The sequence below is a fragment of the Sorangium sp. So ce327 genome, assembly GCF_051530205.1.
GTDB lineage: Bacteria > Myxococcota_A > Polyangia > Polyangiales > Polyangiaceae > Sorangium > Sorangium cellulosum_B.
Genome location: NZ_CP150330.1, coordinates 2,898,258 through 2,910,838, shown reverse-complemented (window position 1 = coordinate 2,910,838; position 12,581 = coordinate 2,898,258). Strand labels below are relative to the sequence as shown.

Below are 12,581 nucleotides of genomic sequence, written 5' to 3'. Positions count from 1 at the left end.
GCATCCTAGGAGGCATACCGTCTGCGATGTTCTGTGGGGCGGATGTGGATCGTCGCCTCCGGCTGGGCTCATCGGCGGGCCGAGCGACCTTCCTTGCCTGGGATTCATTACCGTGGTACTGTGCCAGCATGAAGCTCGCGCAATCCAGGGTAACGGCTCAGGGGCAGATCTCGGTTCCCGCCGAGGTGCGCAAGCGCCTCGAACTGGTGCCAGGATCGATCTTGGAATGGGATGCCGAAGGTGATCGAATCACCGTGCGGCGCGTTGGTCGGCACAGTTTCGAAGACCTTCACCGGGCGCTGTTCTCGCAGGAACCCCAGCCGCGAAGCCTTGAGGATCTCAAGGAAGGCATCAGGCAGCGCATGAGGGCCCGCCATGCGCGCCGTTGACACGAATGTCCTCGTTCGCTTGCTGGCGCGCGACGACGCAAAGCAACTCGCTGCGGCCGAGGCCTTCGTGCAAGCAGGAGCATGGATCTCCCATCTCGTGCTCATGGAGGCCGTTTGGGTCCTGGACTCGGTGTACGGCGTCGCGCCGGAGCAGATCGGGGACGGAGTGGAAATGCTGTTGGACCACAACTGCATGGTGGTCCAGGACGCCGACGTGGTAAGGGCGGCAGTCGCGCAGTTCCGCGAGCACCCCGGCCTGGGATTCTCCGATTGTTTGATCCTCGAAGTCGCGCGCGCAGCGGGCCACGTTCCACTTGGAACGTTCGATCGTGGACTCGGGAAACTGCAAGGCGCTCAAAAGCTATGACCAGGTCGCCCATTGGCGAGAACGGGGTAGTCCAACAAGCTGCGGCGAGCGGCGGCGCTTCGCGTCGCGTCAGACCGGCAGGTCGTTGGGCAGACCGGCTGTGGGCGATTGATGAAAACGGATGCTTCACTCGCGTTCACCCCCGGCCTGAATGCGCCCGCTCCTCACCGCGGCCGCCAGCGCCTGGTGGTCGCGCTCCGTCTGATCGGCGTAGGCGTTCGCGAACGCCGCCACCGCCTTGTCGAACGTGTCCGCCTTCCCGAGGTAAGCCGCGATAGCGATCCGATCGCCCGACCTCGCGTGTGCGCGCGCCAGGGTCCAGCCGCAGAGGCCGCCGTACGTCGTCAAGAGGACCCGATCCAGCGCGGCGATGTCCACCGAGAACTTCCAGTCGCGCAGCTGGCGCACGTAGAAGTCGCGCTCGATCCCGTCGGCGCCCTTCACGCGCTGCCAGCCGAGGAAGATGTCGCTCGCTGCCTGCATCAGCCGCTGGCCCGCCACCACGCGCTGGCCGCTGTTGGGGTACTCGCTCTTGCCGAGGAACCGCTCGAGGACCGACGCTTGCGCCTCCTTTGCCTGCAGGAAGAGAGGGTCCTCCTCGTCACGGCCGAACAGCAGAAGGATCCAGGCGCGCGCGCCGACGCTCCCGACCCCGACGACCTTATGGGCCATGTCCGCGAAGTTGTACCCCTCCAGCACGTGCCGCCGATCGGGCTGGAGCGTAGCGCGATAGCCGCGCAGGATCTCGCGCACCTGCTGCTCGAGCTGCTCGCGGTCCACCCCCTTCACGAAATCCTCCATCGGGACGATCAGGGGAGGATCGCTGATGATTCGCCGCCGGCCGCCCACCTCGCGGGTCAGCTTCTCGTAGGCCTGAAGGCTGTCCTTCGTCCGCACCTTCGCGACGTTGCGCTCGGTGACGTTCAGGCGCTCGCGGCCCACCTGCGAGCGGAACCGGTCGAGGATCTGCTGGATGTCGAGGCTCGCGTACCAGACGTCGAGGTTCCGGAGCGCCGCGAAGCTCCGCATCGCCTCGCGGTACGCGCGGACCGTCGTCAGGACGATGTCGGACCGCGCCGCCTTCGAGAAGCCGTTGTCGCGCCCGGCGAGCTCCAGGCTGGCGGCCAGCCGCTTGACGTCCCAGTCCCACGGTCCAGGGAGCGTCTCGTCGAAGTCGTTGATGTCGAACACCATGCGGCGCTCGGGGGATCCGAACACCCCGAAGTTCGAGAGGTGCGCGTCGCCGCAGAGCTGCACCCTCAGGCCCGAGCGCGCCGTGGCGGCCAGATCGGAGGCCATCACGCACGCTGCGCCCCGGTAAAACGTGAACGGGGAGACCAGCATCCGGCCGTATCGGATCGGCACGAGCTCTGGCACGCGGGTCTTCGCTTGCTCCTCCAGAAGTGCGATCGGATCGGGCCGGCCGGGCAGCGCCTCCCAGATCGCATGCGCGGCACGTGGGATCTCCGCGCGCTCGGCCTTGCCGCGAGCCGCGTGCTCCTCGGCGGAGAGGTGCGGCATCGCCCACTCCCCCGTGACCGTGGATGATCCTTCGACTGTGGCCATCTCCGTCTTCCGTCCCTCCCTCGGTGTTCGACGTCCCGCGGCCGTGCGGGACGCGCCGTTCAGATCCTCGCACGTCCGCCAGACGCACGAGGGATGCTCAATCACCGATCTTACGCCGCAGATCGTTCATCGCCTGCTGGCTCACCTGCAAAGCCCCCTCCTGCGGGCGGTCGAGATCGGCGGTCAACAGCATGACGACCGAGAGGCTCGTGACCAGCGTCGCGACTGCGGGGGACCGGCGCGTCTTGACCAGACCGGCATGATAACCGACCGCCATCAGGTTCAGGATCGCGACCGCGAAGAGCGCTGCCCACAGGACCCCTGGAATACCGCTCCGGACGGCCACCTTGACGCGCGTCGTGTGGAGTTCGATCGTCCGGTTCAGCGACTCGATGAAGAGCGCCACGACGGGCGAGCTGGGGTGCTCTCGTCCGGCGGTCTCCGCCTCTTTCCAGAGCTCCCGGTGCAGCTCCTCCGAGCGCCGCACCGCGTGGTCGACGTTGTCGGGCCTCACCCCCTCCAGACGCGACGCCACGTAGTCGCGCAGCAGCGCGCGGACCTTCGCGCCGCGGTCGCCGGGGAGCAGGGCGGCGCGCAGGTAGGTCGTCTCGATGGCGTTGGCCTCGTCGACGACCATGTGTTTCCTCGCCTCGAAGCGGGTCGCCGCAAAGCCGAACGTGAACGCCAGGACGAGCGCCAGCAGGCCCATCGTGGTTGTGACCAGGGCGAGCACGTGGGCACCGCCCTCCCCTCCGGAGCGGCGCAGCCGGTATCCTCCCAGCCGATAACCGCCCTCGACGGCGAGCACCAGGACCACGATCATGATCCCCAGGAGCAACCAGAGCGGAATTCGATCGAGCAGTCCAGGCACGGGCATCGACGCACCTCGCTTCAATCACGGCGCTTCGCCGTCGCGAAGACGGCGCATGTCGCCGCGGCGCCGGCCTGGGCGGTCGCCTTCAGTCCGACAGCCCGGCTGGCGCTGACGTCATGGTCGCGATTCCTGGCGGAAGGTCAACCAACACGACATCGTTCTGTCAAGCGCTTTCAGCGCGAACGCAGGGCTGCAAGATCCGGAGTTTCTCCGATCGCAGCAGGGGCGGCCTGCTCCCGAGCGCGGCTCACCGGACAGCGAACCTACACCGCCCGCCACCGGGTCTTCCGCATTTTTTGCTCGGACGCTCGCGCAGGCGGCGGAGCTGCGGATAGCGTGGAAGGATGAAGAATCCTCTGCAGTTTCCCCTGGTGATCGCGCTGTTCCTCGCCGCCTGCGACTCCACGCCGGGCTCCGGCGGCGACGGCGGCTCAGGGCCTGACGTGCCCTCGCCGCACCCCGCCGGCGGCGGAACGAGCGATGGCGGCGGCGGCGGCGGAACGAGCGATGGCGGCGGTGGCGGCGGCGACACGTCGCCGTCCGGCACGCTGAGCGAGCGCTACCCGGACGACGTGGGGCTCGCCGGCGACCCGGCCGTGCTCTTCCACGACGACTTCGAGCAGGGCTGGGGGCGCTGGGACGGGCCAACCGCCGACACGCGCTACCTTCATATCGAGACCGACCCGGCCACAGCCAACGCCGGGCAGGGCTACCTCCGCTCGACCGTGACGACCGCCGATCTCGCGGAAGAGACGTACATCTCGTCGTCCACGTGGGTCACCCATGAGCGCGTCGACGCGCTCTACTGGCGCTTCCATGTGCGCTTCCCCGAGCTCGCCCCGAACCCGCACCACTGGGTGCGCATGGCGGCGGGCACCGAGAGCTGGGACAGCAGCGGCCTCGCGAACACGGTGCCGTCCGGAGACGACGGCTTCTGGTTCGACTTCGACACGACGACCGACGACGTCTTCAACTTCTACGCCTACTGGTACAAGATGCGCTCCGGGCGCTGCAACGACGGGACCGCCACCCCTGGCTGCGCCGGCGATCAAGGCACGACGTACTACTACGGAAACGTCTTCCAGCCGCCGGATCAAGCGTCGTTCCCGCGCGATCGATGGTTCTGCGTCGAGATGCACGCTCGCGCCAACACGGTCGGCCAGAGCGACGGCGCCCTCGCGTTCTGGATCGACGGCGTGGCGATCGGCGACTACCGCCCCGGCTACCCCGACGGCACCTGGCTCCGCGCCCAGTTCCACACGGGAGGGTGCGACTTCAGCGCGTGCACCCAGCCCGAGCCGTTCGGTGGCTTCGACTTCCGATCGAGCGATGACGTGCGCTTCAAGAAATTCATGCTCGACGCCTATTACGAGCGCGACTCCGACGCTCGCCGGCGGGCGGAGATGGAAGAGCTCGGCATGACCGTCTCCGACACACACACCATCCTCTACGACGATGTCGTCGTCGCGACCGAGCGCATCGGCTGCCGCCGCTGAAGCACGCTCCGCGCTCGGCCCTCTCCATGGTACCCTCCCGCGCATGGGTACCGCGAACGCCCCCGCCCCCCGACGGCGCTCGGCCCTGCGCTGCGCCGCATGCGCGGCCCTCCTGCTGGCCGGGTGCGGCCCCGCGCCCACGCTGGCCGAGCCGCGCGCGCCGGAGCCGCCGCCCGCCGCCGAGACGGTCTACATCGTCCTCCAGGATCCGCCCCCGGCGGCGGCGATAACGGCGGCCGACGGCTGGGTGCCGGAGGAATTCCCAGGCGACAACCCGTTCGAGCGGACACGGACCTGGATCGGCGATTACGACTGCCCGCAGGGCACGACCGAGATGACGTTCCGGATCCTGGAGGTCAAGGGCGACAGGATCAAGGCCGTGTTCGGCTTTCATCATGCCGACTCCGGCGCCGCCGGCAAATACCTCATGAGCGGCCGCTACGACGCCGAGACGCGGACGGCATCGTTCTCGCCCGGCGCCTGGCTCGAGCGCCCGCCCAACTACGTCACCGTGGGCATGAAGGGCGACCTCGCGTTCGACGGCTCGCTCTTCGCCGGACGCATCGAACATCCCGACTGCGGCGCATTCCGGCTCCGGCCGGCGGGGTAGCGCCGCCCCTCGCGCGGCTCGTCGCCGGGCCACGCCGAGCGACGAGCAGCGCTTCCGTCATGTGGGCAGTCGCGCGAGCGAGGGGCGCGGCGCGACCTTCAGGGCGTGCTCGACGGGTCTGCCGGGTCGCTGCCCTCGTCTTCCTCGTCGCCGTCGCGGAATCCATCGCCGTCGCGATCCAGCCCGATCCGCACCCCCGAGCCCGGCGGCGCGCACGTGTACGTGAGCTCGCCCCGATTGCGCGAGGCCCGGTGCCGCAGCGCCGCGTCGCGGATCGGCGCGTCGCAGAGCCGGTCGCCGACGAACAGGCCCGCGCCGACGTAGAGGAACCCCGCCGCCTCGTGGTCGTGTGATCCCTTGACCACCAGATCACACTCCCCTGCATCAGCCCGCGCGCGGAGCAGATCGATCCTCGGCCCGACCGCGGCCGCGTTGTGGCGGGTGAGCGTCACCTGCTGCCCGACGATCGGCGCCAGGTTGCTGTCGAACGCGAGCAGGAACTGCTCCAGTTCGCGCCGCATCACGTCCCCCTCCGGCCCCGGCGGGAACCCGCCCGGGGTGAGCGGCGACTGGTTGAACCCCATGTCGGGGGTCGCCGAGCTCACGAAGCGGAAGAGCGTCGGGACGCCCCCTTCGTTGTTGAAGCCGAAGCCGCGGACCTGGTCGCCCAGGTGCGCGTCGCTGCCCGGGAAGAGATCGTTGTTCGCCATCCCGAACATGCCGACCTTCTGGTACAGATTGCGGAAGTGCGGCGATTTGAAGGCCTCGGTCTCCAGGTCGAACGTGTACCGGCCATCGCCGCCGAAGAAGCCCGGCGCATCGACGCCGAACTCCTCGTTCGCGTGGCGGTCGAGCACATGGCACGAGACGCAGGTGCCCTCCTCGCTGAAGTCGGACACGTTGTTGAAGAAGAAGCTGCGGCCGGCCTGCTGCGCCGGGGTGAGCGAGTTGTCGAGCGCCCGGTTCGGGTTGGGCGGATAGGTGACCTGCAGGATGAAATCGGCGAACGCCCGCATGTCGGCCTCGGGGATGAGCTCGCTCCTCCCCAGGAGATCCGGGAACGCGGCCTGGAACTCCAGGAACGCCGTCACCTCGTCGAACGTCCCGCTGTCCGGGTGCGCGCTCGGCTCGTCGTCCCCCCCGGTGCGATCGCCGCGCCAGTGCATGGGTCCGTGGTTCGCCATCCCGCGGAGGCTCTGCGTCGTCATCGGCCCCTTCATCGGGTGGTGGGTGTCGGGTATCCCGAAATCGAGGGGGTGTGACTCGAACGGCCCAGGGATGTCGGCGACCACCCCGTCCGGATTGCCGAGATCCCAGGACAGGCTGTCGAAATCGCCGTAGACATGGCAGCTCGCGCACGACGAGTCGCCGTGGCTCGACTCGAACGACGCGTCGTAGAGGAACCGGCGGCCGGCGACAACGCTCGGCGGCTCCGGGTTGTGCATCGGCACGTGCGCGATCTCGGACCTGGTCGTCGTGCTGAGGATCGAGATCGCGTTGTCGAAGCGCGTGATCGTGTAGAGGCGCCGCCGCGCCTCGTCGAGCAAAAGCCCCGTCGGGCCGCCGCCGGGCACCGGGATCTGCCTGGAGGCGCTCGGCACGAAGGTGTCGTTCTCCAGGGCGGCGGTGCTGAACACCCCGATCTTGGACGAGCCTATCGTCGCCACGTACAGCGTCTTGCCGTCGCTCGTGACGGCCATCTGCTGCGGGAGGGCGAGGCTCTTCTGGTTCTCGGCGTTCGGGACCGGGGCGCAGCAGGCGTCATAATCGATGTGTTTGTTGAGGTGCCTCGGCCTGACGCTGCCCGCCGGGCCGAGGACGGTGATCCTGCTCTCGTGCAGGTGGCCTCGTACCGTCTGGCCGGCGAAGATCCCGGGCCCCTCGAAGCGCTTCTCGTTCCCCGCCTCGGTGTTCGACACGTACACCTTCCCGCTGACCGGGTTCACCACCATGTTGTAGAGGATGGTGCCGACGCCGGTGTAGAACCCGGCGGACCCGGGCAGCTGCCTCGGCGGGCTCGCGTTCGCGTCGATGACGAACACGTCCTTGTCGGGCAGCGAGAGCCGGACGGAGCTGTCCCAGACGCGGTTCAGCTCGTCGACCCAGTGGGAACCATTGAACTTGACGATGAGCCCCGTCTCCGGGTGCGGGATCCCCTCCGCGTTGGTGGCCGGCCCGGGCACGCCCCCCGCCGCCTCTCCGCCGTTCGGGATCAAGCCCTCGTGGATCGCGGTTGTGCGGTTCCCGGAGTGGAAGGCCGCCGCATACACCTTGCTGCCGTCCGGCGTCACCGCCAGCGCCCTCGGGGTATCGCTGAACAGCGTGACGATGGTGAGGGGCACGCCTGCGAGCGTCGGCCCGAGGCGATCGGCGTCGAAGACCCATACGTCGGCCCGGCCCACGCCGGGGGTCGTGAGCTGGGGATCGAACGGGATGTTCTGTCCGCGGTGCGCCGTCGTGATGAACGCGCGGCGCCTTCCAGGACCCGCGAACACGATATCCCGCGGCTCGTCGCCCACGAGCAGCGTCCGCACGACCCGGCCCGAGCGCGCCCCCTGGGTCAGCTCGACGACGCTCACGCTGTCCGACAGGTGGTTGACGACCCAGACCTCGGTATCGCTCCGCGCCGCCACGGCCACCGGCTCGAGGCCGACGGGGATGGAGGCGCGGTGCTCGATACCCTGATCCTTGACCCGATACACCTCGAGGTGGTTGTCGGGCGTGTTCACGGCGAATAGCAGCTTTCCGTCGGGCGAGAGCGCGAGCGGACGCACATGGCCGCTCTCGAAGAGGGTGAAAGACGACGCCGCCTCGGCGGATCGGCCGGCCGCGAGGGCGACGAGCAGCGCCGACGCCGCCACGAGACGGGAGAGGACATCGCGCACGACAAAGTACGAGGCCATGAGTCACCTCCGATGAGTGGGGTTCTCTTCAACTGATTTCGAATGGCAAGCAGACGATAAGGCGCGAAGGTTGAGTTGGAAGGTAGTCGTGGCCGGCTCGCATTGCAATATCGCAATGGGTTTGCTTCAGCAATCGATGCCTTCGGCACACCTGCGCCGAGCTACCTACCGAGGTGTCGCGACGGTGCGAGGCAGTCCAGTCGGGCAGACGGCGCCGGCGACCTCGAGACGGCCCCCCGGATCGCCGTGATCCGGTCGCAGAGCATCGCGGCGCCGCGGCGGTTCATGGTAGGCTGCGCAACATGCAGGGGGCCTCGCAGTCGGGCCGTCGTCTCGGCGCCGGGAGCGCGGCGCGCGGCGATCGGCGCGCATCGCGCGCTGTCGCGCCGCCGGGTGGCGCGCGCTGCCCGCACGACACGCCCCGGGAAGGAGCCCCGAGAGACCATGAAGACATCGGCTGTGCGGCGCACCATCGCCGGGCTCACGGTCGCCGTGTTGTCCGTCCTCGCCTCGGCGTGCCAGCCGGATCCCTCGCCCGGTGACCGGGGCAAGGAGGCGCGGCCGCCTCTCCGCTTCAGCCACGGCTACTGGCTCGGGTATTTCCCGCTGTCGATCGCCGAGGAGAAGGGCTTCTTCGACCAGCAGGGCGTCGACGTGGAGCTCGTCTTCAACCCGGATCTCTACGGCATGATCTCCGATTTCACCGCGGGCAAGGTCGACGGCTTGCCGTGGACCATGGAGGTCGTCGTGCGCATCCTCGCGAGGGAGCCCGATGCGCGGGTCGTCCTCTACTCCGGCCAGACGGCGGGCGCCGACGTCATCATGGCGCGGCCGGAGATCCAGACGATCTCCGATCTCAAGGGGAAGAAGATCGCGGCCAAGACCGGCGCCATGGGCGAGATGCTGGTCAGCGAGATGCTGGAGAGGAACGGGCTCGCCATCGACGACGTGACGCTTGTCAACGTGGGCGAGACGGACGTCGCCCAGCTCCTGGCGAACAATACGATCCAGGCTGGGCACACCTGGGAGCCCTATGTCACGCAGGCGGCGAAGTCCGGCGCCAAGGCGATCTTCTCGAGCAAGGAGACGCCCGCGCTGTTCGCCGACTTCACGCTCTTCCGCAGCACGGTGCTGCGCGACCGGCCCGACGATGTCCGCGCCTTCATCCGGGCGTGGTTCCAGGCCGTCGAGTTCTGGAAGGCCCACCCGCTGGAGGGCAACGAGATCATCGCGAAGGCGCTCAAGATCCCGGCCTCGGACATCAGCACGGACGGATACGAGCTCTTCTCGCTGGAGGAGGTCCGGCGGCGGTTCGCCCCGAACAACGACCCGACGTCGCTGGCCCCGCTCGTCAACAAGCACATCGACTTTCTCGTCCAGGACGGGCAGCTGGGGCGCCGCCCGGACCTCGACAGCATCTTCGATTCGTCCTTCCTGCCGCCCGCCACGAGCCGCGAGTGACCGCCGCGGCCCGCGGAGCGCCTGGAGAGCATCGCCACGGAGGTTCGACGAACGCCATGAGTCGCGCAATGCAGCAGCAGGCCCCGCTCATCACCCTCCGCATGAAGCTGATCGTGGCGCTCTTGACGGTCGCGCTCGCGCCGCTCTCGATCCTCACGCTCCTGAACAAGCGGACGAACGAGATGGTGTTGACCGAGAGCGCCAACCAGGCGCTCGCCGCGGCCGCGTCGCAGGCCACGACAAGCGTCGACGACTTCATCGAGAGCAACCTGGACGCGGTCCGCGTCGAGGCCCGCCTGCCCGGGCTCACCAGCTACCTGAGCCTCGACGACGAGGCCCGGAGGAGCGGGAGCGAGGCGCACGCGTTCGCGTCGAGGACGCTGCACGGCCTCATCCGGAAGGACACGATCAACATCCTCTCCTATGCGCTGCTCGACGAGCGCGGGCACAACGTCCTCGACACGGTGCAGACGCCCGCGGAGAGGGACGAATCGAGGAGGGACTACTTCGTCCGCGCGACGGAGACGGGCCTGCCGTACGCGTCGTCGGTCGTGTTCGCCGGCGAGGTGCCCCAGCTCGTCTTCAGCAGCCCCGTCCGCGACGCGCTGAACAAGAAGAAGACGATCGGCGTGCTCCGGTGCACCTACAACCTGTCGGCCGTCCAGCGGATCATCCTCTCCCAGACGCGCCTCCTGGAGGCGTCGGACGCGTTCGCGATCCTCCTCGACGAGCACCACGTCCGCCTGGCGCACGGCCGCTCCCCGGAGCTCGTGTTCAAGTCGCTGGTGCCGCTCGCCCCGGAGCTCGAAGGCCGGCTCAAGGCGGAGCGGCGGCTGCCGGACAGGCCGGCCGCGGAGCTGTCGACCGACGCGCAGGCCTTCGACGAGGGGCTGCGCCGGTTCGAGCGCGACAAGGACCCCGCCTCGGCGGCGAGCCGCTTCCTGCGGGCCCGCATGGCCGCGCGGGACGCCCCCATGAGCGCGGTGGCCCTCGCGCGCGTGAGCGCCTTCGACGGCATGAAGAAGCCGCCGTGGACCGTGGCGTTCGTGCGGCCGGAGGCGGCGTTCCTCGAGCCCATCGAGGAGAAGACGACGCGCGACGCGCTGCTGCTCGCCTCGCTGATCGCCGCGATCGTCACGGCGGTCGCCGTCCTGATGGCGCAGGTCCTGACGAGGCCGATCACCCGCCTCGCCCAGGCGGCGTCGCAGCTGGCGAGCGGGAAGCTCGACACCGCGGTCGAGGTGCGATCCCACGACGAGATGGGCACGCTGGCGGAGTCGTTCAACCGGATGGCGCGCCAGCTCCAGGGGTCGTTCGAGGAGCTCGAGCACCGCGTCGAGCAGCGCACGGCCGAGCTGAAGGAGGCGAAGGTCGCCGCGGACGCCGCCAACAAGGCGAAGAGCGACTTCCTCGCCAACATGAGCCACGAGCTCAGGACGCCGCTCAACGGCATCCTCGGCTACGCGCAGATCCTCCGGCGCTCGCGGGGGCTGAGCGAGCAGGACCTGCGCGGGATCGACGTCATCCATCGCTCCGGCGCCCACCTGCTCACGCTGATCAACGACGTCCTCGATCTGGCGAAGATCGAGGCGCAGGCGATGGAGGCCCACGCGAACGATTTCCACCTGCCCTCGTTCCTGCGCTCGACGGCCGAGATCTGCCGCATCCGCGCCGAGGAGAAGGGCATCACGCTCGTGTATACGCCCGATCCCGAGCTCCCCACCGACGTGGTCGCCGACGAGCGGCGGCTGCGGCAGGTGCTGATCAACCTGCTCGGCAACGCCGTGAAGTTCACCGAGAAGGGCAGCGTCTCCTTCACGATCAAGCGGCTGGGCGACGGGCCGCGCCCGCCGCACGGCTCCGCGCCGGACTCCGCCGCGATCCAGAGCGCGCCGCGCAGGACGCACCGGGTGCGCTTCGAGATCGAGGACACCGGGACGGGCATCAGCCCGGATCAGCTCGACCAGATCTTCCTCCCGTTCAAGCAAGCCAGCGACGGCAAGCGCCGCGTCGACGGGACGGGGCTCGGGCTCGCGATCAGCCAGCGCATCATGAAGCTGCTCGGCAGCTCCATCGAGGTGAGGAGCGAGCCCGGCAAGGGGAGCGTGTTCTGGATGGACGTGATCCTCGCCGAGTCGCCCCGGCGAACCCAGCCCACGGCGCTCCGGCCCGCCTCGGCGGTCGTCGATTACGAGGGCAGGCGGCGCCACGTCCTCGTTGTCGACGACCAGCCCGAGAACCGCGCGGTGCTCGTGAACATGCTGCAGTCCGTCGGGTTCGAGACGTCCGAGGCCACGGACGGCAAGGAGGGCCTCGCGGCGGCGTCGGAGCGCGAGTTCGACCTGGTGATCACGGACCTCGCGATGCCGGAGATCGACGGCTGGGAGATGATCCGGCTGCTCCGGAAGGCGCCGGATCGAGCAGGATTGAAGATCTTTGCGTCGTCCGCGAGCGTCTTCCTCTCCGATCAGGACAAGAGCCTGGCCGCGGGCGCCGACGATTTCCTCCCAAAGCCGCTGCAGCTGGAGGAGCTCTTCGACAAGATCCAGCGGCACCTCGGGCTCTCGTGGATCTACGAGCAGCAGGGCGATCCTGGCGCAATGGGCGAGGCGCCCGCCGTCGCCCACCGCGACCCGAGCTCACCCGCGCTCCCCGGCGGCGCAGATCTCCCGATGACCGCCCCCGCCGCCGAGGATCTGCGGCTCCTCTTCGATCTCGCGCACCGGGGGCTCTCCCACCAGCTCCAGAAGCACCTCGACAGGCTCGATCGCGCCGATCCGAAGCTCGCGCCGTTTTGCAGGCACCTGCGCCGCCTGATGCAGGATTTCAAGATGGAAGCCGTTGAAGATTTCATCAAGATGCACCTGAGCGATTGACGTTGCTTGGACGGCGTGCGCCTTGGTCGTGGCAATGGG

Annotated in this window: 9 protein-coding genes; 6 read left to right on the top strand and 3 right to left on the bottom strand. The window is 68.8% G+C overall.

Annotated elements, in window-relative coordinates; genetic code table 11:
• Positions 1 to 128 precede the first annotated feature (128 nt).
• Together WME95_RS11085 and WME95_RS11080 are read left to right on the top strand one after the other, a co-directional pair.
• Complete coding sequence (locus WME95_RS11085; RefSeq protein ID WP_437908357.1) at positions 129 to 389, top strand: AbrB/MazE/SpoVT family DNA-binding domain-containing protein; 261 nt, start codon at positions 129 to 131, stop codon at positions 387 to 389.
• The gene (locus tag WME95_RS11080; protein WP_437908356.1) at positions 376 to 756 is read left to right on the top strand and encodes a PIN domain-containing protein; all 381 of its coding nucleotides are present in this window, start codon (positions 376 to 378) and stop codon (positions 754 to 756) included. The genes WME95_RS11085 and WME95_RS11080 overlap by 14 nt, the downstream gene beginning before the upstream one ends.
• Before the next feature lie 126 nt (positions 757 to 882).
• On the opposite strand, the gene WME95_RS11075 is transcribed toward WME95_RS11080, so the two are convergent.
• Both WME95_RS11075 and WME95_RS11070 read right to left on the bottom strand, forming a co-directional pair.
• Positions 883 to 2,322, bottom strand: a complete 1,440-nt coding sequence (locus WME95_RS11075) for a DUF2252 domain-containing protein (RefSeq protein WP_437908355.1) — start codon at positions 2,320 to 2,322, stop codon at positions 883 to 885.
• A 97-nt stretch (positions 2,323 to 2,419) separates the two neighbouring features.
• Positions 2,420 to 3,199: a hypothetical protein gene (locus WME95_RS11070; protein ID WP_437908354.1), complete on the bottom strand. Its 780-nt coding sequence runs from the start codon at positions 3,197 to 3,199 to the stop codon at positions 2,420 to 2,422.
• 341 nt (positions 3,200 to 3,540) lie between these two features.
• Here WME95_RS11070 and WME95_RS11065 point away from each other — a divergent pair, with 341 nt between their 5' ends.
• Both WME95_RS11065 and WME95_RS11060 read left to right on the top strand, forming a co-directional pair.
• Positions 3,541 to 4,692 (top strand): hypothetical protein, encoded by a 1,152-nt coding sequence (locus WME95_RS11065; protein ID WP_437908353.1) that lies wholly within the window; start codon positions 3,541 to 3,543, stop codon positions 4,690 to 4,692.
• A 43-nt stretch (positions 4,693 to 4,735) separates the two neighbouring features.
• Positions 4,736 to 5,302, top strand: a complete 567-nt coding sequence (locus WME95_RS11060; RefSeq protein ID WP_437908352.1) for a hypothetical protein — start codon at positions 4,736 to 4,738, stop codon at positions 5,300 to 5,302.
• Between the two features lie 98 nt (positions 5,303 to 5,400).
• Here the strand turns inward: WME95_RS11060 and WME95_RS11055 are convergent, their stop codons facing one another.
• On the bottom strand, positions 5,401 to 8,205 hold the full coding sequence (locus tag WME95_RS11055) for a hypothetical protein (protein WP_437908351.1): 2,805 nt from the start codon (positions 8,203 to 8,205) through the stop codon (positions 5,401 to 5,403).
• 444 nt (positions 8,206 to 8,649) lie between these two features.
• Between WME95_RS11055 and WME95_RS11050 the strand changes: the two genes are divergently transcribed.
• The gene (locus WME95_RS11050) at positions 8,650 to 9,666 is read left to right on the top strand and encodes an ABC transporter substrate-binding protein (RefSeq protein ID WP_437908350.1); all 1,017 of its coding nucleotides are present in this window, start codon (positions 8,650 to 8,652) and stop codon (positions 9,664 to 9,666) included.
• A 56-nt stretch (positions 9,667 to 9,722) separates the two neighbouring features.
• Positions 9,723 to 12,542: an ATP-binding protein gene (locus tag WME95_RS11045; RefSeq protein WP_437908349.1), complete on the top strand. Its 2,820-nt coding sequence runs from the start codon at positions 9,723 to 9,725 to the stop codon at positions 12,540 to 12,542.
• The last annotated feature ends 39 nt before the right edge of the window (positions 12,543 to 12,581 follow it).

Coding starts and splice junctions, on each gene's coding strand:
- WME95_RS11085 (WP_437908357.1), top strand. CDS start 129: ATGAAGCTCGCGCAATCCAGGGTAACGGCTCAGGGGCAGATCTCGGTT.
- WME95_RS11080 (WP_437908356.1), top strand. CDS start 376: ATGCGCGCCGTTGACACGAATGTCCTCGTTCGCTTGCTGGCGCGCGAC.
- WME95_RS11075 (WP_437908355.1), bottom strand. CDS start 2,322: ATGGCCACAGTCGAAGGATCATCCACGGTCACGGGGGAGTGGGCGATG.
- WME95_RS11070 (WP_437908354.1), bottom strand. CDS start 3,199: ATGCCCGTGCCTGGACTGCTCGATCGAATTCCGCTCTGGTTGCTCCTG.
- WME95_RS11065 (WP_437908353.1), top strand. CDS start 3,541: ATGAAGAATCCTCTGCAGTTTCCCCTGGTGATCGCGCTGTTCCTCGCC.
- WME95_RS11060 (WP_437908352.1), top strand. CDS start 4,736: ATGGGTACCGCGAACGCCCCCGCCCCCCGACGGCGCTCGGCCCTGCGC.
- WME95_RS11055 (WP_437908351.1), bottom strand. CDS start 8,205: ATGGCCTCGTACTTTGTCGTGCGCGATGTCCTCTCCCGTCTCGTGGCG.
- WME95_RS11050 (WP_437908350.1), top strand. CDS start 8,650: ATGAAGACATCGGCTGTGCGGCGCACCATCGCCGGGCTCACGGTCGCC.
- WME95_RS11045 (WP_437908349.1), top strand. CDS start 9,723: ATGAGTCGCGCAATGCAGCAGCAGGCCCCGCTCATCACCCTCCGCATG.